17 protein-coding genes are annotated in these 21,874 nt (G+C 64.0%); 9 read left to right on the forward strand and 8 right to left on the reverse strand.

Going from position 1 to position 21,874, the window contains the following annotated elements:
- Window positions 1–23: 23 nt before the first annotated feature.
- Together ACK59L_RS08940 and ACK59L_RS08945 are read right to left on the reverse strand one after the other, a co-directional pair.
- Window positions 24–929 (reverse strand): LysR family transcriptional regulator, encoded by a 906-nt coding sequence (locus tag ACK59L_RS08940; RefSeq protein ID WP_196135159.1) that lies wholly within the window; start codon window positions 927–929, stop codon window positions 24–26.
- 82 nt (window positions 930–1,011) lie between these two features.
- Complete coding sequence (locus ACK59L_RS08945) at window positions 1,012–1,602, reverse strand: NAD(P)H-dependent oxidoreductase (RefSeq protein ID WP_078477999.1); 591 nt, start codon at window positions 1,600–1,602, stop codon at window positions 1,012–1,014.
- Between the two features lie 160 nt (window positions 1,603–1,762).
- Between ACK59L_RS08945 and ACK59L_RS08950 the strand changes: the two genes are divergently transcribed.
- Window positions 1,763–2,077 (forward strand): putative quinol monooxygenase, encoded by a 315-nt coding sequence (locus ACK59L_RS08950; RefSeq protein WP_409273078.1) that lies wholly within the window; start codon window positions 1,763–1,765, stop codon window positions 2,075–2,077.
- Here the strand turns inward: ACK59L_RS08950 and ACK59L_RS08955 are convergent.
- Window positions 2,067–2,831 carry a sulfite exporter TauE/SafE family protein gene (locus tag ACK59L_RS08955; RefSeq protein ID WP_409273080.1) on the reverse strand — a complete coding sequence of 255 codons (765 nt, stop codon included), beginning with the start codon at window positions 2,829–2,831 and terminating at the stop codon, window positions 2,067–2,069. The genes ACK59L_RS08950 and ACK59L_RS08955 overlap by 11 nt on opposite strands.
- Before the next feature lie 77 nt (window positions 2,832–2,908).
- On the opposite strand from ACK59L_RS08955, the gene ACK59L_RS08960 reads away from it, so the two are divergent.
- The 7 genes from ACK59L_RS08960 to ACK59L_RS08990 all read left to right on the forward strand — a co-directional run bounded on the left by ACK59L_RS08960 (window position 2,909) and on the right by ACK59L_RS08990 (window position 8,800).
- Window positions 2,909–3,796 (forward strand): LysR substrate-binding domain-containing protein, encoded by an 888-nt coding sequence (locus tag ACK59L_RS08960; RefSeq protein WP_409273082.1) that lies wholly within the window; start codon window positions 2,909–2,911, stop codon window positions 3,794–3,796.
- Between the two features lie 113 nt (window positions 3,797–3,909).
- Window positions 3,910–4,515, forward strand: coding sequence for a CDP-alcohol phosphatidyltransferase family protein (locus ACK59L_RS08965; RefSeq protein WP_409273083.1), 606 nt, complete (start codon window positions 3,910–3,912; stop codon window positions 4,513–4,515).
- Window positions 4,516–4,545: 30 nt separating this feature from the next.
- Window positions 4,546–6,300 carry a bifunctional alpha/beta hydrolase/class I SAM-dependent methyltransferase gene (locus tag ACK59L_RS08970; RefSeq protein ID WP_409273085.1) on the forward strand — a complete coding sequence of 585 codons (1,755 nt, stop codon included), beginning with the start codon at window positions 4,546–4,548 and terminating at the stop codon, window positions 6,298–6,300.
- Complete coding sequence (locus ACK59L_RS08975; protein ID WP_409273087.1) at window positions 6,301–6,732, forward strand: hypothetical protein; 432 nt, start codon at window positions 6,301–6,303, stop codon at window positions 6,730–6,732.
- Between the two features lie 10 nt (window positions 6,733–6,742).
- Entirely contained in the window at window positions 6,743–7,366 is a 624-nt protein-coding gene (locus ACK59L_RS08980) for a lysophospholipid acyltransferase family protein (RefSeq protein ID WP_409273089.1), read from the forward strand.
- Window position 7,367: 1 nt separating this feature from the next.
- A complete protein-coding gene (locus ACK59L_RS08985; protein WP_058604848.1) occupies window positions 7,368–8,300 on the forward strand; it encodes a phosphatidate cytidylyltransferase in 933 nt (310 codons plus the stop codon).
- 155 nt (window positions 8,301–8,455) lie between these two features.
- Window positions 8,456–8,800, forward strand: a complete 345-nt coding sequence (locus ACK59L_RS08990; protein ID WP_023534343.1) for a cupin domain-containing protein — start codon at window positions 8,456–8,458, stop codon at window positions 8,798–8,800.
- A 61-nt stretch (window positions 8,801–8,861) separates the two neighbouring features.
- Here the strand turns inward: ACK59L_RS08990 and mmsB are convergent, their stop codons facing one another.
- Both mmsB and ACK59L_RS09000 read right to left on the reverse strand, forming a co-directional pair.
- A complete protein-coding gene (mmsB, locus tag ACK59L_RS08995) occupies window positions 8,862–9,749 on the reverse strand; it encodes a 3-hydroxyisobutyrate dehydrogenase (RefSeq protein WP_409273092.1) in 888 nt (295 codons plus the stop codon).
- Window positions 9,750–9,759: 10 nt separating this feature from the next.
- The gene (locus tag ACK59L_RS09000) at window positions 9,760–11,286 is read right to left on the reverse strand and encodes a CoA-acylating methylmalonate-semialdehyde dehydrogenase (RefSeq protein ID WP_058639893.1); all 1,527 of its coding nucleotides are present in this window, start codon (window positions 11,284–11,286) and stop codon (window positions 9,760–9,762) included.
- 133 nt (window positions 11,287–11,419) lie between these two features.
- Here ACK59L_RS09000 and ACK59L_RS09005 point away from each other — a divergent pair, with 133 nt between their 5' ends.
- Window positions 11,420–12,382, forward strand: coding sequence for a LysR family transcriptional regulator (locus ACK59L_RS09005; protein ID WP_409273094.1), 963 nt, complete (start codon window positions 11,420–11,422; stop codon window positions 12,380–12,382).
- Window positions 12,383–12,394: 12 nt separating this feature from the next.
- Here the strand turns inward: ACK59L_RS09005 and recD are convergent, their stop codons facing one another.
- The 3 genes from recD to recC are packed head-to-tail and all read right to left on the reverse strand — an operon-like array spanning window position 12,395 to window position 21,620.
- Window positions 12,395–14,470: an exodeoxyribonuclease V subunit alpha gene (gene recD / locus ACK59L_RS09010; RefSeq protein ID WP_409273096.1), complete on the reverse strand. Its 2,076-nt coding sequence runs from the start codon at window positions 14,468–14,470 to the stop codon at window positions 12,395–12,397.
- Window positions 14,467–18,144, reverse strand: a complete 3,678-nt coding sequence (recB, locus tag ACK59L_RS09015) for an exodeoxyribonuclease V subunit beta (RefSeq protein ID WP_409273098.1) — start codon at window positions 18,142–18,144, stop codon at window positions 14,467–14,469. The genes recD and recB overlap by 4 nt, the downstream gene beginning before the upstream one ends.
- Complete coding sequence (gene recC, locus ACK59L_RS09020; protein ID WP_409273100.1) at window positions 18,141–21,620, reverse strand: exodeoxyribonuclease V subunit gamma; 3,480 nt, start codon at window positions 21,618–21,620, stop codon at window positions 18,141–18,143. The genes recB and recC overlap by 4 nt, the downstream gene beginning before the upstream one ends.
- Between the last annotated feature and the right edge of the window lie 254 nt (window positions 21,621–21,874).

Consider the following 21,874-nt stretch of genomic DNA (forward strand, 5'->3'; position numbering starts at 1 on the left):
CCCCTAGGCAGCAGATGTCGCGTTCAGGCAACTGAACAGGCGTAGATCGCCAACTTGCGTTGGATGAAATCCAGGAAGCATTGAATGCGCAGGGCCAGCTGGGTATTGCGGTAGTACACCGCATGGATGGGCTGACGGTGGCCGTTGTTGGCCTGGGGCAGCACGACCTGAAGACGGCCGCTGCGAATGTCTTCGTGGGTCATGAAGTGCGACAGGCTGACGATGCCCTCCCCGGCCAGCGCCAGCTGGCGCAGCGTCTCGCCGCTGGACGCGACCAGCGTGGGCCGAATGGTCCAGTGCTCGCCCTGAGCATGGCGCAGAGGCCATTGGTTCAGCGTCTCGGGTTGGCTGAAGCCAAGCAGGCAGTGATCGGCCAGATCCTCGACCCGCTGCGGTGTGCCGTGACGCCTCAGATAAGCCGGGCTGGCGAGTACCTGCACCGGGCTGCAACCCAGGTTGCGCGCGTGCAGGCTGGAATCGGCCAGCTCGCCGATGCGAATGGCCACGTCGGTACTGTGCTCAAGCAGGTCGATGATCAGGTCGTCGGTGTTGAGCGCCAACTCGATGCCGGGGTACTGCTGCCGGAACTCGCCTATCCAGGGCACGATGGCGTGAAGCATGAATGGCGTGGCCGCGTTGACCCGCAGGCGACCGGTGGGCGTCTGCCGGTTCATCGCCAGGCGCTCTTCCAGCTCGTCCATCTGCCGCAGCACCTGCCTTGCCTGTTCGAGAAAGAACCGTCCTTCCTCGGTCAGGTCCATGCGCCGGGTGGTGCGGTTGACCAGCGTGGTGCCCAGCTTGGCCTCCAGGCGCGCCAGGGTTCGGCTGACCGCCGAGGGCGTCTGGCCCATCTGCGCGGCCGCTGCAGAGATAGACCCACCGTCGATGACGGCGACGAACACCTGGAGTTCTTCGGATCGGGTTTTCACATCAAGGCCTGTGGATAGAGTTGCCTGGGTCTAGATAGCCGCTTGCGCGAGGGAAGTCCAGCGATGCCCGCAAGGCAGAGGCCTACTGAGCCTTGCCAAACACGCGGTCCAGGTGCGCTTGATAGGCCGCCAACGCTGCCGGGACATCCGGGCGCTTCATGACGTCGGTGGCCAGGAAGGTCGGCAAGCCGCTCATGCCCAGGAACTGCTGCGCCTTGTGGAAAGGGAAGTACACCGCATCCACACCTTTGCCCTCGAAGAAGTCGTCAGCCTCGTCGAACGCTTGCTGCGGAGCATTCCACGTGAGTGACAGCATGTACTGCTTGCCTTGAATGAGCCCGCCACTGCCGTATTTTTGCGTGTGATCCGAGCGAGTACGACCATCACTGGCATACAAGCTGCCATGCCCGGCAGTGAAGACCTCATCGAGGTACTTCTTGACGGTCCAGGGCGCGCCCATCCACCAGCCTGGCATCTGGTAGATCACCACGTCAGCCCAGAGGAATTTCTCCACCTCCTCCTGCACGTCATAGCCCCCGTCGATGAAGGTCTGACGTACGTCGAAACCTGCACGGTCAAGGTGCGCCAGTGCGGCCTCGTGCAGGGTGGTATTGAGCTGCCCGGCGGAATGGGCAAACTGTTTGCCGCCGTTGAGTAGCAGGATGTTTTTCATAGGGGCCTCCCGGACCTGGACACTGATTGCAGGCCAGCAGGTTAAAGTCAGGCCCGGTTGGGAAACAGCCAATCAACGGCAAAATACATTTGCCTCAAGATCACGAATCGATTAGGGATTGTTGCTTTAATCTCTAGCACTCCCGAAGCAGGAGAACGTCATGAACGAGCAGTACGCCTTCATTCTCAAAGCCAAGACACGCCCGGAAATGGCAGAAGCCTTCGAGCAACTGTTCCGGCCCTATGTCGAGCCCAGCCGCCGCGAACCCGGCTGTATCGAATACCACATGCTGCGCGATCAGCAGGACCCGAGCCTGTTCGTGTTCTTCGAGGTCTGGGCGAACAAGGCGGCACTGGATGTGCACTCGGCCCTGCCGCACATGGCCGCTTTTTTTGACCGGCGCATGGATTACCTGGAGCGCGACTTCGAAATCCAACGGGTCGACATGCTCAGCGGCGCATCCGCTAACCGTTGATCAGCAAATGCACGCCCAGCAGCATCAGGCCCACGAAGAAACAGCGGCGAAACACCTGTGCGCTGACGCGTCGACGCAGCCACTGGCCCGCCTGCATGCCAAGCAGGGCGGGCACCACCACCAGTAAAGAGGCACCCAGCGCCGGACCGCCGAGTACGCCCTGCCCGGCAAGGCCGAAGGCCAGCGCCAGGGTGGACACCGTAAATGCCAGCCCAAGGGCCTGAATCATCTCGTCACGGTTAAGCCCAAGGCTTTGCAGGTAAGGCACTGCCGGCATCACGAACACGCCCGTGGCCGCACTGATCACCCCGGTAGCCAGGCCGCAGACAGGACCTAGCCACCCTTCCCGTTTCCGCGCAACGCGCAAGGCCGGCCCAGCCAGCCCGTAACCGGCATAGACCATTAGTGCGCCCCCCAGTGCGTGCGCGGCCCAGGGGCCGCTGCTGATGCCCAGCCACATACTGCCCAGCAAGGTGCCGATGAAGATCATGGCCAGCATCGGGCCCAGCCTGCGCAGCAACGCCTGCAAATGCCCCCCAGCCGCCAGTTGCCAGAGGTTGGTCACCGTGGAGGGGACGATCAGCAACGCAGCAGCCTGCGCAGGTGGCATAGCCAGGCCCAGCAGCCCCATGGCCACGGTTGGCAGGCCGAGCCCGATCACGCCTTTGACGGCACCTGCCAGAAGAAAGGTGGCAAACACCAGCGCAGTCAGCACTGGGCCAAGGTCTTGGTAAAACGCTGTGAAGGTCATCATGTGCCCATCATGGCGAATGCATAGCGTGCTGAACATCTGTCATATTCGTGGTCAGCCTATTGCCCAGACAGAGCCTCATGCATTTTGACCTCGTTGACCTGACGCTTTTCCGGCACACCGTCGAGTGCGGCAATATCACCGCCGGCGCTGGGCGCAGCCACCTTTCGCTACCGGCAGCCAGCGCCCGGATTCGTGCCATGGAAGCGTCCCTGGGCGTTGCACTCTTGCTGCGCAATCGCCGGGGTGTCTGCCCCACGCCTGCGGGGCAGGCGTTGCTGCAACATGCCCGGCTCATCGCGCAACAGGTCGAACGCTTGCAATTCGACCTGGGTCAGTACGCGCAGGGGCATCAGGGCCAGGTGCGCTTGCTGTGCAACACCGCGGCCCTGACCCAATACCTGCCCGAACTGCTGGCGGCCTACCTGGCCGAGAACACAGGGATGAGCGTGGATGTGCAGGAGCACCCGAGCTTGCGCATCGTGCAGGCCATCACCCAGGGCATGGCCGACCTGGGTATCATCTCCAGCGCAGCCCCTAGCGAGCATCTACAGACACGGCCCTTTCGCGACGATCCGTTGGTACTGGTGACGCCAAATGGTCACCCGCTCGCCAACCTTCCCACGCCGCGCTTCGTCGACAGCCTGGCCCATGGTCATGTCGGTCTCGGGCCGGCCAGTGCCCTGGCCCTTTACCTGGAAGAGCAGGCGCTGCGTGCAGGCCAGCGCATGCGCGTCAGGGTCCGTGCCGAGGGCTTGGAGGGTGTGTTGCGCATGGTCGCAGGCGGTGCCGGCGTCGGGGTCGTACCTTTGGCGGCGGTGCAGCGCTGGCAAGGGGTGTTGCCGCTGCGGGCCATGGCACTGCAGGAACCCTGGGCTAACCGGAGGTTGCTGTTGTGCGCGCGGGACTTCGCGACCCTGCCAGGCTATGCAGCGGCATTGGTGAGGGTATTCACCGAGCGGACCTGAAACTTCTTGCAGCGCAGTCATGTCAGTGGCAAGAGCGCCGGTACCTGCGGCTTTACCGGCCACCAGGACTGCACCAGAATGCGCGACAACGCCCCACCAAAAAGGACTTGCCAGTGGCATCGATCTACCAGCTCAAACCCCGTTTCCAGGCCCTGCTGCGGCCTCTGGTGCAGCGCCTGTATGACAGGGGCATCACGGCCAACCAAGTCACGCTCGCCGCTGCCGTCATCTCCGTTGCGCTAGGGTTGTTGCTAGCGGCCCTGCCTCACCTCCACGGTTTGTTCATCCTGGTGCCAATATGGATGCTGCTGCGCATGGCACTCAATGCCATCGACGGCATGCTGGCGCGCGAATTTGGCCAGCAATCCACCCTTGGCGCCTATCTGAACGAGCTGTGCGACGTGATCGCCGATGCCGCCTTGTACCTGCCGTTCGCGCTCTTGGTGGGCGTGTGGCCGGCGCTGGTGGTGATGGTGGTGCTGCTGGCGACGGTCAGCGAATACGCGGGCGTAATGGGCCCCTTGGCAGGTGCATCGCGCCGTTACGACGGGCCCATGGGCAAGAGCGACCGCGCCTTCGCCTTCGGCGTACTGGGTACCGGTGTCGCCCTAGGTTTGTTTGACGGTACCTGGGTCAATGGATTGCTGCTTGTGATCCTGGCGCTCTGCCTCTATACCCTCTACAACCGGGTGCGTCGCGGGCTGGCTGAAACCCGCTAAGTCTTCGCCCGTCGCATAAGGATATCGACCATGCGCCAAGCGCAAAGCCTGCATTTTTCCACCCATGACGGTGTCGAGCTGCACTACCGTCACTGGCCTGCCACGCGCAACGAACACCAGCCGCGTCGGGCGGTGGTGATGTTCCACCGCGGCCACGAACACGGCGGGCGAATGGCCCACCTGGCCGATGAGCTGGCCATGCCGGGCTATGACTTTTTTGCCTGGGATGCCCGCGGCCACGGCCTGTCGCCCGGCGCACGCGGGGACAGCCCAGGCTTTGCGAGCAGCGTGCGCGATGTGCAGACGTTCATCGAGCACATTCAGGCCCGCCACGGGCTGGCCGAACAGGACCTGGTGGTGCTGGCGCAGAGTGTCGGCGCGGTGCTGGTGGCCACCTGGGCGCATGACTACGCACCCAAGGTACGTTGCCTGGTGCTGGCGTCTCCGGCGTTCAAGGTCAAGCTGTACGTACCTTTTGCCCGCCCTGGCCTGAAGCTGCTCAAGGCCGTGCGCGGCAATTTCTTCGTCAACAGCTACGTCAAGCCACAACTGCTGACCCATGACCCGGAACGGGTCATGTCGTACAAGGCAGACCCGCTGATCAGCCGGCCCATTTCGGTGACCATGCTGCTAGGCCTGTTTGATGCCGCCGACCGAGTGGTGGCCGACGCCCAGGCGATTCAGCTACCCACGCAACTGCTGGTCTCCGGTGCAGACCTGGTGGTCGAGCGCGCACCTCAGCAGCGCTTCTTCGACCGTCTGGGCAGTGCGCGCAAGGAGATGCACGTGCTGCCAGGGTTCTTCCACGACACCCTGGGCGAGCGCGAGCGGGCACACGCCTTACGCCGTATCGAGCGATTCGTCGAGCATTGCTTCGCCTGCCCGGTCGAACGGCTTTCGCTGCTCGATGCGGACAAGACCGGCGCCAGTTGCGCCGAGGCCGAGAGCCTGGCCGCGCCCTTGCCCCGCCACTCGCTGCGCGGGCTTTACTGGCGCGCCACCCGTGCCGGACTGCGCTTGGGCAGCAAGGTAGCGGACGGCGTGCGGCTTGGCTTCGACACGGGTTTCGATTCGGGCAGCACACTGGATTATGTGTACCGCAACCAGCCTGCGGGCAAAGGCGGGCTGGGCCGGCTGGTCGACCAGAACTACCTCAATGCCATCGGTTGGCGTGGCATTCGCCAGCGCAAGGTGCATGTCGAAGCGCTGCTGCGCCTGGCCATGGATCGTCTGCGCGATGCCGGTCGCCCGGTGCACATCGTGGATATCGCAGCCGGCCATGGCCGCTACATTCTCGAAGCCCTGCAACAGGTCGATCAGCGCCCTGAGTCAATCCTGCTGCGCGATTACAGCCCGCTCAACGTGCAACAAGGCGCCGCACTGATCCAGGAAAAGGGCCTGGGTGACATTGCCCGTTTCGTTCAGGGCGATGCCTTCGACCGTCATAGCCTGGCGACGCTGGAACAGCCTCCGACGCTGGCAGTGGTGTCAGGCCTGTACGAACTGTTCGCCAGCAACACCCTGGTGAGCCATTCACTGGCTGGCCTGGCCCAGGCGATGGAGGATGGCGGTTACCTGGTCTACACCGGTCAACCGTGGCATCCGCAACTGGAGATGATTGCGCGCGCCTTGACCAGCCACCGGGGTGGCCAGGCTTGGGTGATGCGTCGCCGCAGCCAGGCAGAAATGGACCAGCTGGTTGAAGCAGCGGGCTTTCGCAAGGTGACCCAACGCATCGACGAGTGGGGGATTTTCAGTGTCAGCCTCGCTCAACGGGTGCGCTGAGTGGACCTTGTGTTGGTCGCCAGCCTGTTGCGCCAGGGCCGGCAACTGGCAGGGCTCTCGGACGGCATGACCCTGCTGGCGCTCGGGTTCGGCCTGGTGCCGTTGCTTGGCGCGGCGCTGTCGCCCTGGTCGGTTGTGCCGTGCCTGCTGCTCGTTGGCCTGGGCATGCTGCACAAGTACTGGGCCATTCGCGTTGCGCTCGATGCCGAGTTGTTCGCGCACCTGGCCCAAAGCCAGGACCTGGCGGCAGACATGCAGGCGCTGGACCGCGCGTTGTTCGACCATGGGCTCAAGCCGCAGCCGACCGATGCGCGTACCTGGCCGCTGCGCAGCCGGGCTGCGCTCGGCCTGCTGCGTCGCCAGGCCCTGTGCCTGGGCCTGCAACTCACGGTGGCCTTGGCTACCCTGCTGATACTGTCTATCAAAGGATGATGAACGCTCCATGCTCGCCAACCTGACCGCCTACCTGATCACTTCGGCCGCACGCCTGATTACCGGGGCGCGAGCCCTCTGGCTGGGGTGCACGCCCCTTCCGGTGCAGCGGCTGTACTTTGCCAACCACAGCAGCCACGGCGATTTCGTCCTGCTGTGGGCATCGCTGCCCCAGACGCTGCGGCGTCGCACTCGGCCGGTAGCTGGCGCCGACTACTGGGCCAAGCCGGGTATTCGCGATTTTCTCATCCGCAAGGTGTTCAATGGCGTGCTGATCCAGCGACAACGCGACGAAGGCCAGGGTCCCCCCTTGCAACCGGTGCTCGATGCCGTGGCCCAGGGCGATTCGCTGATCTTCTTTCCCGAAGGCACACGCAACCTCAGCGATGAGCCCTTGTTGCCGTTGCGAAGTGGCCTGTATCACCTGGCGGCGGCCCACCCACAGGTCGAGCTGGTGCCGGTGTGGATCGCCAACCTCAATCGGGTGATGCCCAAGGGACGCGCCTTGCCGTTACCGTTGCTGTGCACCCTGAGTTTCGGCGAACCCTTGCACCTGCAGGCCGACGAAAGCAAGCAAGCCTTTCTAGAGCGGGCTGGTCAGGCCCTGCTCGATCTAGCACCCAAGGACGTTTGACATGCACGACAATACCCTCGCGCTGTTCGCCGGCATCGGCGCCCTGCTGCTGCTCGCCAGTGTGATCGGCCGCGTGCTGAAATGGCGCGCAGGCCCAGGGCCTCATGCGGTGATCGACAACCTCAACGCCCGCATCAATGCCTGGTGGGTCATGGTGCTGGTGATCGGCATCGCCTTCGTCTTCGGCAAATACGGCGTGATCGTGTTGTTCTACGGCGTGTCGTTCTACGCCTTGCGCGAATTCATGACCCTCACCCCCACCCGGCGCAGTGACTACCCCGCACTGGCAGCGGCGTTCTACATTGCGCTGCCCGTCCAGTACGTGCTGATCGCCATGGACTGGTATGGCCTGTTCAGCATCTTCATTCCGGTCTACCTGTTCCTGTTGCTGCCGATCCTGGCCAGCCTGGGGGGCGACACCACGCGCTTTCTGGAGCGGGCTTCCAAGGTGCAGTGGGGCTTGATGATCGCGGTGTACTGCGTGTCGGCGGTACCGGCGCTGATGACCCTGGAGATTCCCGGTTTTGAAGGGCGCAACCTGCTGCTCATCGCCTGGCTGATCGTGGTGGTGCAGCTCAGTGATGTGCTGCAGTACGTGTGCGGCAAGCTGTTCGGCAAGCGCAAGGTGGCGCCAAACCTCTCGCCTTCCAAAACCCTCGAGGGCCTGGTGGGCGGCGTGGCACTGGCCACGCTGATCGGCGCGCTGCTGTGCTGGATCACCCCGTTCAGCTTCTGGCAGGCTGCCCTGATGGCCCTGGCGGTCAATGCCATGGGCTTCTTTGGTGGGCTGGTGATGTCGGCGATCAAGCGCGACCGTGGCGTGAAGGACTGGGGGCACATGATCGAAGGCCATGGCGGCATGCTCGACCGCATCGACTCGGTCTGCTTCGCTGCACCGGTGTTTTTCCACTTCGTGCGTTACTGGTGGGCTTGAAGCGGCGCCAAGGCCTGGTAGCGAACTAGCCTGTAGCCTGAGCTGAACCTGCATGAACAGCGCGGCCAGGCACCTGGACGTCGACTTCAGGCAACTGCACGGGCGCTTCAACACCTATGGTGACGGGTCATTCAACCAGTCACAGGAGTTGTGCCATGTCCGATTTCATCACCGTGCTGCGTGAAACCTGCCCCACCCCGGTCGTGGACGCTACCAAGTGGAAACGCATCGGCGGCGACCCGCACACCGTAAACCTGAACGCCTACCTGTCAGCCGACGGCAGCAAGATCATGGGCACCTGGATCTGCACCCCAGGCAAGTTCGAAGTCAACTATGACAAGTGGGAATACTGCCACTTCCTCGATGGCTACTGCATCGTCACCCCGGAAGGCGAGGAACCGAAGCACCTCAAGGCAGGTGACGTGTTCGTGATCGAGCCAGGAATGAAGGGCACCTGGGAGGTGGTCGAGACGGTGCGCAAGTACTTCGTCTTCGCCTGATTCGCAGGCGCAGGGGGTGCAATGAGCCGCCCCCTGCACGTTCATGACGTGCCCCCTTTGCTCACTGTGGCTTGCGGTAGGCCTCGATGATGGCCGAGAAGTCCTTGCCCCCCTCCCCGCGCAGGCTCATGGCCTGGTACAGCTGTTGCGCAACGGCGCCAAGGATCACAGGCTGGCGGGCCTGACGCGCAGCTTCAGTGGCCAGCCCCAGGTCCTTGAGCATCAATTCGGCGCCGAAGCCGCCGGTGTAGCCACGCGAAGACGGCGCCGTTTCGATCACGCCAGGCCAGGGATTATAGGTGTCGGAGCTCCAGCAGCGCCCGGTGGAGCTGTTGATGATGCCTGCCAGCACCTGGGTGTCGATACCCAAGGCATGGCCCAGCGCCATGGCCTCGGACACACCGATCATCGAAATGCCCAGCAGCAGGTTGTTGCAGATCTTGGCGATCTGCCCCGTCCCCACTTCGCCGCAGTGCACGATGTTGCGGCCCATGTGCGCGAGCACCGGCTTGAGCGCTGCGAACAGTGCGTCGCTGGCCCCGACCATGAACGTCAGCGTACCGGCCGCCGCCCCACCCGTGCCCCCTGAGACCGGTGCATCGCCCATGTCCACGCCCTTGGCGGCCGCCGCCTTGGACACCTCGCGGGCGGTTTGCGGGTCGATGGTGCTGCAATCGACGGTAGGCGTGCCAGCTCGGATCCCGGCCAGTACCCCATCGTCATCGAGGTAGACGCTGCGCACGTGCGCGGCGGCCGGCAACATGGTGATGACCAGATCACTTTCGGCCACCGCCTCGCGTGGTGAGGCGCTGACCTGCCCACCCAGGGCGCCGAGTTCTGCCAGTACCTCCTTGTTCAGGTCGAACAGGGCAAGGTGGTGACCGGCCTTGATCAGGTTGCGGGCCATGGGGGCGCCCATGTTGCCCAAGCCAATGAATGCGATACGCATGTCGTGCTCCTTAGCGCAGGCTGATGGTGGTGTTCACGCCGTCGTTGATACTGTCGTCATCGAACCAGCGGGCGGTAACCGTCTTGGTCTGGGTGTAGAACTGCACCACCTGCTTGCCGTACGGCCCCAGGTCTCCCAGCTTGGAGCCGCGCGAGCCGGTGAAGCTGAAGAACGGTACGGGCACCGGGATCGGGATGTTGATGCCCACCTGCCCGACGTCGATCTCGCTCTGGAACTTGCGCGCCGCCGCGCCGCTCTGGGTGAACAGACCGGTCCCGTTGCCGAACGGGTTGGCGTTGACCAGTGCGATGGCCTCGTCGAGGGTATCGACTTCGAGCGTGACCAGCACCGGCCCGAAGATTTCCTGGGTATAGACCTGCATGTCGGTGGTCACCCCCGAGAACAAGGTGGGGCCGACGAAGTTGCCTTGCTCATAGCCCGGCACCTTGACGTCGCGGCCATCGAGCTCCAACGTGGCGCCTTCTCGGATGCCGCTCTCGATCAGGCTCAGTACACGCTCCTTAGCCCGCTTGGACACCACCGGCCCCACATCGGTACCCGGCTCGCAGCCAGCGTTGACGCTGAGCTTGCTCGCCGCCTGCTTGATGTCCGGCAGCCATTCGCGGGCCTTGCCCACCAGCACCGCGACCGAGGTGGCCATGCAGCGCTGGCCTGCGGCACCAAAGGCCGCCCCTACAAGGGCATTCACGGTCTGCGTACGGTTGGCGTCCGGCAGCACCACGGCATGGTTCTTGGCGCCCATCATCGACTGCACGCGCTTGCCATGCTGGCTGGCCAGGTTGTAGACATGGGTACCCACTTCGGTCGAGCCAACGAAGGAAATCGCCTTGATGTCCTGGTGCGTGCACAGGGCATCGACCACGGCCTTGCCCCCATGGACGACGTTGAGCACACCGGCCGGCACCCCGGCCTCCACGGCCAGCTCGACCAGCAACAGCGTGGACAACGGGTCCTGCTCGGAGGGCTTGAGCACGAACGTATTGCCACAGACGATGGCCATGGGGAACATCCACAGCGGGATCATCGCGGGGAAGTTGAACGGTGTGATGCCGGCGCACACCCCAATCGGCTGGCGCAAGGTATAGGTATCGACACCGCCTGCCACGTTTTCGGCGAATTCGCCCATTTGCAGGGTGCCGATGGACGCCGCGTGCTCGACCACTTCCAGGCCACGGAAGATATCGCCCTCGGCGTCGGCCAGTGTCTTGCCCTGTTCGGCGCTCAGCACTTGGGCAATGCGCTTGCTGTGCTCACGAATCAGCGCCTGGAGCTTGAGCATGATGCGCATGCGCGCGCCAATCGGCGTATGGCGCCAGGTCAAGAAGGCGCGCTGTGCCGCTGCCACGGCGGCATCCACCTCCTCGGTGGTGGCGAACGGAACACGCGCCAGCACGGCCTGGGTGGCCGGGTTGACGATATCGCGCCACTCGCTCGTTCGGGACTCCACCCATTGGCCATCGATCAGCAGCTTGGCCTGCTCGACCTTGGTCTGGTCAGGTGACTGGGGTGCGTTCATCTGCGTTCTCCTTGGAATTATTGTCAGGACGAGATCGCCAGCGCCGTCGCTAACGCGGGGTGGCGTAAGAGGGCATGTTTCGAGTATAGATGTGCAAACATCCTACAAGAACGCATAAAAATTCCGGATCATCATGCAAAAAGACCTCACATCCCTGAGCGCGCTCAACTGGGACGACCTGAAGTTCTTTCTTGAAGTAGCCCGCACCCGCAAGGCCAGCAGCGCGGCCAAACGCCTGAGCGTGGACTACACCACCGTCTCGCGGCGCATCACGTCGCTGGAGGGGGCGCTTGGCACCTTGTTGTTCGAAAAATCGCGCACCAGCGGATTTGTGCTGACGGCAGAAGGCCAACGCCTGCTCGGTTATGCCGAGGCCATCGAGAGTACGCTGCACATGGCGTGCGAGCAGGTATCAGGCTCCGGGGTGGCGCTGTCGGGGCATGTGCGCATGGGCTGTACCGAAGGCTTCGGCAGCTTCTTCATCACCCCGCAGCTGAGCCACTTCGTCGATGCATACCCGGCGATCTCAGTAGATATTCTGCCGCTGCCGCACTTCATCAGCCTGTCCAAGCGCGAGGCAGACATCGTCATCGCCCTGGAACGTCCGGAACACGGGCCCTATGTATGCTGCAAGCTGTGCGACTACCGGCTGCGCCTGTACGCCACCCAGGCCTACCTGGACAGCCACGCGCCGATCCAGGGCGTTGCCGACCTGGCCGGGCATCCCTTCATCAGCTATGTCGACGACCTGGCTTTCAGCTCCGAGCTGCTGTACCTGGCCAACCTGATCCCCGGGGCCACGGCCCACCTGCGCAGTACCAGCGTGATTGCCCAGTACACCGCGGCGCTTCAAGGTCGGGGGCTGGCCATTCTGCCGTGTTTTCTGGCCGCGCAGGACCCGCGGCTGGTCACGGTGCTGCCCGATCAGGTGGAGGTGACGCGGCAATTCTGGATGTATTGCCGCGAAGACCTGCGCAAACTCAAGCGCATCACCTTGTTGTGGGACTACATCCGCGAGGTGACCGAAGCCAATGCCCCACTGATGATGGGGCAGGATACGGTGATGCGCTTTGCCAAGGCCTGCACCCAGCCCTGACGGCGCTCGCCCTCACACCTGCTCGAGCATCAACCCCGAGATACGTCGAACCTTGCGCTCCACGGCTTCCTCGAAGATGCCCTGGCGAGGTTCGACCAGGCTGAAGCAGTGCTTGGCACGGGTGATGCCGGTGTAGATCAGCTCCTTGGTCAGCACCGGATTGAGTGCGTCGGGCAGGACCAGTGCGGTATGGCCGAATTCCGAGCCCTGGGATTTGTGCACGGTCATGGCGAACACGGTTTCCACCTCGTTCAAGCGGCTGGGCAGCACAAAGCGTACGCCACCCTTGCCATCGTTGCGGGGAAAGGCCACGCGCAGCAATGGCTTGCCCTGTTCGTCCGGCAGGCACAGGGCGATGCCGATGTCGCCGTTCATCAAACCCAGCCCATAGTCGTTGCGCGTGACCAACACCGGGCGGCCCTCGTACCAAGGCTGCTGGCTGTCGATCAGGCGGGCGTTGTGCAGCACCCGCGCCACGCGCTCGTTCAACCCTTCAACGCCCCAGGCGCCGCGGCGCACGGCGCACAACAGCTGGAAATCCTCGAAACTGTGCAAGACCTTGGCAGCCCAGCGCTCCCATGCAGGGTCGTCGAAGGGTGTATCCAGCGCCGGACGCTGGCTGCCCAGTGTACGCAGGTAGCTGCGATAGCCCTGGGGGCCTTCTGCGCCGCGGTCCAGGCCGTCGAGCAGCAGGCGATCGAAGGCGCGGTCATGCTCCTGTTTCAGGGCCAGGCTGTGGACGTCGGGCGGCGGCATGGTTAGCAGGTTGCGCGCCGCATGGCTTTGCTGGCGGTTGACCAACCGGGCGAGCTGGCCGATGCCGCTGCCTTCGCCGAAGCGCCGGGAAAAGCGCAGCATGACCACTTGCTGAGCCAGTGGGTGGCGCTGTTCATCACCTGGCTCAAGACCGCTTTCAGACAGCGATTGCCCGCCGATATGCTCCAGCCATGCTTGGGTCGCAGGGGAGTAGCGGCCCTGCTCGGCATCCCGGCACAAATCACCCAGCACCGCACCGGCCTCCACCGAGGCCAGCTGATCCTTGTCACCCAGCAGCACCAGCCGTGCCTTTGGCGGCATGGCATCGAGCAGGTTGGCCATCATCTCCAGGTCGATCATCGAGGCTTCATCGACCACCAGTACGTCCAGGGGCAGCGGGTTGGCGGCATTGTGACGGAAATGTCGCGAGCCTGGACGGCTGCCGAGCAGGCGGTGCACGGTACTGACTTCAGTGGGGATATGGCCACGCACGGTGCTGCTGACCTGCAGACGCTCGACTTGCTGGCCAATGGATTCGGTCAGGCGAGCAGCGGCCTTGCCCGTGGGCGCCGCCAGGCGGATGCGCAACGGCCTGCCCGCTTCCACTGCCGGGGCCTGGAGCAAGGCAAGCAGGCGTACCACGGTGGTGGTCTTGCCGGTACCAGGCCCACCGGTGATGATGCTGAACCCGGCGCGCGTGGCCAGGGCGCAGGCAAGCTTCTGCCAGTCCACCTGCCCTGCGAGGCTGCCACCCTCGAACAGGGCGTCCAGACGCGCCGACAGGTCTGGGGGTACGGCGTCGGCCTGGGTCAGGCGTTGGCGCAAGGTGCTGTCGATGCGTCGTTCATAACTCCAGTAGCGGCGCAGGTAGAGGCGTTCGCCGCTGAGGACCAAAGGCCGTGTGTGCTGCCCGGGCGCATCGGCGGCTGCCACCAGCGGGCTTGCGGCAATGCGCTGGCGCCAGGCGTCCAGGTCAAGGCCGGCCAGCAGCTGGGAGGGCAACAGCAGCGGGCCGGTCAATGCATCACCCTCAGGCGGTAACGAGAGCGCGAAGTCAGGTTCGGCCAAGGTCTGCTGCAAGTCCAGGCAGACGTGCCCATGCCCCAGTTGATGGCTGGCAAGGGCGGCGGCTAACAGCAACAGCGGGTCGCTGCCCGGCGCAAGCGTCTCCAGAAATGACACGAAAGCACGGTCCAGCGCCCGCAACCAACCGCGTTCGACCCAGCGATCGAGCAGTTGCAGCAGGTCACTGCTGCGGTGTTGAGGGGCCAAGGCCAGCAGGTGCTCGGCTTGCAGGGGGGTGGGCAGCAGGTCGAGGAGGCTTCGGCTCATGGGGCGTCTCCGGCAAACAGGTCATGCGCAGCAGGCGCGTGCTCGCCGCGAAACAACGCATCGAGGGTTTCGATCAGCTCGCGCGGGGGCTTGGCGTGATAAATGCCATGCCCGCTGCCGTTGGCCCCTCGCAGGAAAATGAAAAGTGCCCCGCCGACATGAAGGTCGTAGTCATAGTCCGGCAGGCGGGCGCGCAGCTGTCGGTGCAGGGCCAACAGGTACAGCACGTACTGCAGGTCGTAACGATGCTCGAGGATGGCTCGCTGCATCGCGGCAGGGTCATACGCCTGGATGTCCGGGCCCAACCAGTTGGATTTGTAATCGGTCACGTAGTAGCGCCCCTGCAGCTCGAACGCCAGGTCGATGAAGCCCTTGAACATGCCGTTGAGCAGCGTCGGCTGTGCGGCTGGGCGCAGTAGCCCTGGATGGGTGTAGTGGGCCACCAGGCGGTCGAGCTGCTGGGCATCGACCTGGTGACTGGCAAACCAGAACTCCATCTCGACCTGATAGTGGGTGAGCTGGCTGAGGGTCACGGTCAGGCCGTTTTGCGCCACTGGCATCGGTGTGTCGAGCAGGCCTGTGAGCCACTGGGTCAGCGTCGGTATCCAGCCCTCCCAGCCGCGCCGGTTACAGCGCTGGCCTACGGTGCGGGCCAGCGCTGGCGGGTTGTCGCGCACCTGGGCAAAGCCTTCGCGCCCGGCCCACTCCAGCAACCCGTGAAGGAACGTGCCGGGGTTGGGACCGCGCGGGAAACGGTGGATGTCTCCGCTGTCGGCCGGGACCTCGCGCAGAACCTGGGTATCGACGCGCTCATCATCGAGCAGTTGTTGCGCCAGGGAACTGTCGACGCCCAGCGCCTGTTCGCCGATCCGCAGGGCGCTGTAAGAAGCGATCCACCACTGTTCGGCCGCCGCGCGGCGGGGCATACGGGCTGGAACCAGCTGATGCTGCAACTGCGGTGTCTGGTAGGCCGCCCGGTCCGCCTCCGGAAGCCCTGGGCAGGTAATGTGCGCGCTGGTATCGGCCAGTGCTTGCAACCAGTCTGCCAGTTGCTTGGAGTCGGCAAGCTCAGCGCCGCCGCCCAGCAGGTAGCCGAGCGCCGAGCGATGCAGGTTCGAGCGCTTGTGATTCCCGCGCTTGAGGTCGGCTACCCCCAGCCAGCAGGCGTGCTGGGCACGGGTAAGCGCCACATACAACAGGCGCAAGTCTTCGGCCAAACGTTCGTCATCGGCGCGCTCGATCTGTGTGGCGTCCGGCGTCAGGGTCAAGTGCGCATTGCCTTGGCTGTCATGCCAGGCGAGCGGCAGGCGGCTACCGTCCACCGGTTTGCTGGAGCAGATGAACGGGAGATACACCAAGGGGTATTCCAGGCCCTTGGACTTGTGGATGGTCACCACCTTGACCAGCTGCTCGTCACTCTCCAGGCGCAGGATCTGCTCCTCGCCAGCCTGGCCTGAACTGGCCAGATGATCGGCCAGGTGCCGGATCAGCGCCTGTTCACCGTCCAGCTCGCCAGCGGCCTGCTGGAGCAACTCGGCCAGGTGCAACAGGTTGGTGAGCACTCGCTCGCCGTCCGTGCGGCGAATGAGCGTTCGCGGCAGTTCGAAGTCATGCAGCAACTGGCGCAGCATGGGCAGTACACCCTGGCGCTGCCACGTGTCGCGGTAGGCGCGAAACCGCATCACCCAGCTTTCCCACACCCGTTCGTCCTGGTTCAGGCGATCAAGCGCCGGCAGCGACAGGTCGAGCGTCAAGCTGGCCAACGCCGCCTTGAGCAGACGCTCGGAGTCCGGCTCTGCGCAGGCTTTGAGCCAGGCCAGCAGGTCATGGGCTTCCTGGGCGGCGAACACCGAGTCCTTGTCGGAAAGGTAGACGCTGCGCACGCCTCGGGCAGCGAGCTCCGTGCGGACGCGTTGCGCCTCGTGGCCATCGCGCACCAGGATGGCGATGTCCGAGGGCAGGCACGGGCGCAATTGGCCATTGGCGTGCGCAAAGCCTGCCGCGCCGCGTTGACTGGCGTTGAGCAGGCCCACGATGTGGCTCGCGCAACTGGCGGCCATCTGCTGCCGGTAAACGCCCACCGAAACCGGCTCGTCGCTGGGTAGTTGCCAGCACTGAAGTGGGACGCAGGGTTGCCCTTGAAGCATCAGTTGCTCGCTGCGGCCCTGGGCGCGCACGGCAACGAAGGGCAGAGGGTTGTCGTGCGCCTCCCGAAAGAGGAAGGCGCCACGCCCGCCGGGACGCGCCTCGGCTTGCTGGAACACTTGGTTGACCGCCGCGACCATGCCTTCGCTGGAGCGGTAGTTGGTGTCCAGGCTGTGCAAGCGCCCTTGGGTCGCGCGCCGGGCAGCGAGGTAGGTGTAGATATCGGCACCGCGGAAGGCGTAGATCGCCTGCTTGGGGTCGCCGATCATGAACAGGCCGGTGTCGCCGTGGTTCTCGCCGATGCGGTAGATGCGTTCGAAGATGCCGTACTGGACCGGATCGGTGTCCTGGAATTCATCGATCATCGCCACCGGGAACTGCTCGCGGATCAATCCGGCCAGACGCTCGCCTGCCTCGCTGTGCAGTGCCTGCTGCAACCGCAGGAGCATGTCATCAAAGCCCATTTCCGCGCGGCGCCGCTTCTCCACTTCGAACTGCGCCGAAACCCAACTGGCGGCATGTTCGAGCAGCGCTGCATCCGGGCTGGCCAGGCCCTGCAGGTCCTGTTGCAGGGTTTGCATGGCATCGAGTGCAGGGTGCGCTGGCGGCTCGCCGACTTTCCAGGCCTCGGCCAAGCCCGCAGGGGTCAAACGGGTGAAGCCCGTGCCCAGGTCAAGTTCTACGCACTGCTCGTCGTTGCACCACAGGCACAACTTGTCGAACCAGGGTTCGAAATAGCGGGCCTGCATCTTCCTGCCATCCACGTGCTTGGCGGCCACGGCGTCGCGACAGAGCTGTCGCAGCTCCGGTGCCCAGGCAGCCCAGGGCCTCTTGAGCCGGGCCAACTGCTCATCGCGGGCCTGCAACGCCTCAAGGATCAATGTCTCGGGCTCAGGCCCTTGGTGGGCGGCACGCACCCTGCCAAACAACGGGCGAATGCGGGGCAAGAGCGCAGCAGGGCTGACCCAATGGCTGCGTACCCACGCCAGGGCCTGGCTTTGCATGCCGTAGCAGAAACGCCGCCAGTAATCGCGCACCACCTGCCCCAGCAGTTCACTGTGGTCGGTTTCGAGGGTCTGGGTGAACAGGCTACCGCTGTCGAATGCGTGCTCACGCAGCATGCGCTGGCACCAGCCATGAATGGTCGATACCGCAGCCTCGTCCATCCACTGCACAGCCGTTTCCAGCCGGGCGGCGCTGCTTGGCCAAGCGTGCTCTGGATAATCGTCACGCAGTTGCGCCAGCAGCGGGTCGACGGCTTGGAGTTCACCGCGGAAAAACCGCGCCGCCTCGGCCAACCGAGTCCGGATACGCTCGCGCAACTCCTTGGTGGCAGCGTCGGTGAACGTGACCACCAGAATCTGCGGCGGCAGCAGCTCTCGTTCGAAACCCCGCTCGCCACCATGGCCGAGGATAAGGCGCAGGTACAAGGCCGAAATGGTGAATGTCTTGCCGGTTCCCGCGCTGGCCTCGATCAGCTGACTGCCATGCAAGGGGAAATTCAGGGCCAATGGCCGAGCCTGGGTCATGCGTTTTTCTCCGGGTTGCCCAGGGTTTGCCAGGGGGCGTTGAACAGGGGGCGGTACAAGGCCTCGCACCATCCCTCGAAGGTTTCGTCGGCCGTGAGCGCGGCGAAATCGCGGAACTGCCGGGCCAGGGCAACGCTTTCACCGCGCTCGCCGGCACCAGTGCGTTCGTCGCCTTCGTAAGCACGGGCAGCGGCAGCCATGGCTTTGTCCGGCTCGTCCTGGGCGAGCCAGGCGAATGCCGTCTTAGGCGCCACTGGCAGCGGTGCACACATGCCCGCCTGGCGTGCCACCAGCAGTTCTCCCAACAGCTGGGCTGCCGCTTGCTGGCCGACTGGCGCCAGTAGCAGGGTCACGTCACTGGCTACCAGCGCAGTGTGATAGGCATAACCTGCGGCGCAGGCGGCAAGGTGTGTCACCCATGGCGCGATGAGGCGATGCCATTTGAGGCTGTTGCGCCCTGCACTGATGGTGTTGGGGACCGTGGTGATGCTCAGCACGCTCTGGTCATCGCCTTGGAACACGCGGCCCAGCCAGCCCTCCAGCCGATGAGGACCGTGCTCGAAATGCACCGGCAGTGCGCCCTCAACCTGTCGCGGCCAGCGTTCGAGCAACTGCCCATGGCGTTGCAGCAAGTCAGGCAGCGGCTCGATGAGGTCGTGCTGCAAGAGCTCGCCAAAACCGGCCAAGGGCAACAGGCCCTGGGCCTGCAGGCGGCGTGCTTGCTGATGCAGGGCACGCGGGGCATCCTCGGGTGCGCTCAAGGCTGCGCTGAGTAATGCTTCACTTGCGCCATAACGTTGCAAGGCGTCGAGTACGAACGGCTCTTCGTCCGGCGTGGGCGCTTCGAGCGCTTCGAAGTAGACCTTGAGCCGCTGACTGAAGAAGTGCCGCACTGGGTGCCTGAGAAAATCGGCCAGCTGGTTCAATGTCAGCGGCTCATCATCCTGGTAGGGCGTCAGCTCGGACAGGTCGTGAGGGTCGTCGCTGTGGGCCTGGTGTAGCACTTGCCACTCGTGCGCGTAACTGAACAGCACGCTGCCTTGTTCGAAATAGCGCAGGCTGAACGGCTGCAACGGGTGTTCCTGGGTCAGGGCGTGAAGCAGTTGCTGGCCCGGATCGTGTTTGGTGTCGGCTTGCGCATCGGCCAGTTGCCATCCCGCAGCGATGTGATCGCGAAGCTGGCCGATCAGTACCGAGGCAGGACGCTCGCTGTTGTCGCGGATACTGCGGCCCACCCAGCTCACGTAGAGCTGGTCCTGGGCCGACAATACGGCTTCGAGCAACAGGTAGCGATCATCTTCCCGACGCGAACGATCACCTGGGCGATAGTCGGTGGCCATCAGGTCGAAATCCAGCGGTGGCTGCGCGCGTGGATAGTCACCGTCGTTCATGCCCAGCAGGCAGACCACGCGAAACGGGATGGCCCGCATGGGCATGAGGGTACAGAAATTCACCGAGCCTGCCAGAAAGCGCTGGGACAATTTGCCTTGATCCAGGCCCGACAGCCAGGCCTCGCGCACCACCGTAAGGGGCAGTGGATCTTGCAGGTCCACGGTTTCGCAGACATCCAGCCACGATTCGCGCAGGTCCTGCAACTGGATCAGCAAGAATTCATCCTGCTCATCCTCGGCCAGGAAGAAGACGTGCAGCAAGGCATTGAGGCGTTCGCTCCACTCGCCGGCGTTGGCCGGGGATGACAAGGTTTGGCACGCCACTTCCAGCGCATCGAGCAACGCGACAAGCGGGCCAATCAGCGCAGCGTCCAGCCCGCCTATCTCGTCATAAGGCTCGATGCCATCGCAGGCATCACCCACACCCACGGCATACCCCAGCAACATCCGCCGCAAACCAAAGCGCCAGGAGTTCTGCTCGAGCCCTTCCGGCAAGCCCAGGCTGGCCCGTTGCTCGGCATTGAGCCCCCAGCGAATGCCGGCCCCTTCGATCCAGCGGTGTAGGGTGGGCAAGTCGCCTTCGCGAATGCCAAACCGAGCCCGTACTGCCGGCACGTCCAGCAGGTCCAGCACTTCGCTGACGGCAAAGCGGCTTTCGGGAAGTTTGAGCAGGTGCTCCAGGGCGATCAGCAGCGGCTCGCGGCCACGCTGGCCCTGGTCGGTCAAGGTAAACGGGATGTAGCGAGGGTCTTTACGCTGCACCTGGCCGAAGACGGCCCGAATGTGCGGTGCGTAGCTATCGACATCGGGCAACATGACGATCACGTCGCGCGGACGCAGTGTGGGATCTGCGCTGAAGCGAGCCAACAACTGATCGTGGAGAATCTCGACTTCCCGTTGCGGGCTGTGCGCAACGTGAAAGCGCACCGAACGGTCGCGACGTGCATTGACCGGCGGCCACTGCTCACGGGATTCGGCCAGCGGGCGCAATTGAAGGATGTCGTCCTGTAGCTGGTTGAGCAGCGTTACGGGTGAGCCTTCGGTGAACAGGTCGATGCGTCCATCGCTGAAGACACCCTGGTAACTTCCTGGGTCGTCGTAGCTGTCGAGCAGATTGATGTAGTCGCGGCCTTGCTTGCCCCAGGCTGCCAACAGGGGATGCGCGTGTTGGTGCAGTGACTGGTCATCGAGTTCCAATGGCATGCCGGGCCGGCGTTGCTGACGCTTGTATTGGTGCCGCAGCAAGTCCTTGTCGGCCACGATATCGGCCCAGTGATGGCGACAAGGATTGTGCACGCATAACAGCACCTGGCTGAAACGGGCGAGACCGGCCAGCGCTTCGAGCGTCTGGGCCGGCAGCGAGGAGATACCGAACACGATGACCCGCGCAGGCAGGTTTGCCGGGGCCTGCTTCAGGTCGTCGATACAGGCCATGAACCGCTGGTGGACGCCGGCACGGCTCTGGGCCATGCCCTCCTCGCCTACGTCCTCAAGCAATGCACGCCACAGCTCTGCCTGCCAGCAGTTATCGACAGGCAATGGCTTGCGTTCGCTGCGGGCAGTATTGAGCACATGCCGTCCTGCGGCCCACTCTTTCAACCAGTCGGCGCGGTAGACCTGATATTGGTCGAACAGGTCGGCCAGGCGCTCGGCGAGCTGATAGCGTTTGCGCAGATCGCTGTCGTCAGTGAGAAAACGCCGCAACGGCTCGAAGTGCGGCCGCTCGATCAGCTCGGGTAGTAGGCGCATCAAGCGCCAGGTGAGCGGTGCCTTGTCGAGCAGCGACACTTCCGGTATCTGATCGCGGCCCAACACGGTGCGGTACAGCTGCCACATGAAACTACCCGGGAGCTGCATCTCGATGGCAGCGGCAATGCCACAACCGCCCTGGTCATCTTCAAGGGGGTCTTCGGCCAAGGCGAGCTTGAGCCATTGGGCGATACCATTGCTCTGAACCAGCGCGATTTCGTTCTCTAGAGGCGCCAGGGGGTAACGGCGCATCCAGCTCACCACCAGGCTGCGCAGGTCGTCGGGACGATTGCCATGGACGATCATGAAGCCAGGCTGGAGGTGGGTACTGGACATCGGCAGGTCTCTTTGGGGCGCGTTGACTTGGGCAGGAACGATATCACGGCGCGGGTCAAGGGCGGTGGGGCCGTAGCAAGGTGTGGAAGCGTTGGTGCGGGGTATTTAATGCTCCAAGGCATAGAAGTCGCGCGCTCACACCTGCTGCTCAATGGCGGTTGCTCGTTTGACGACACCGACGCTGATACGTAAGTTTTTTCAGCCCAAAGACAAAACCCCTACCTGCATGCGCAGATAGGGGTTTTGCGAAATGA

This window comes from Pseudomonas sp. KCJK9111 (assembly GCF_046231935.1).
Lineage (GTDB): Bacteria > Pseudomonadota > Gammaproteobacteria > Pseudomonadales > Pseudomonadaceae > Aquipseudomonas > Aquipseudomonas parafulva_B.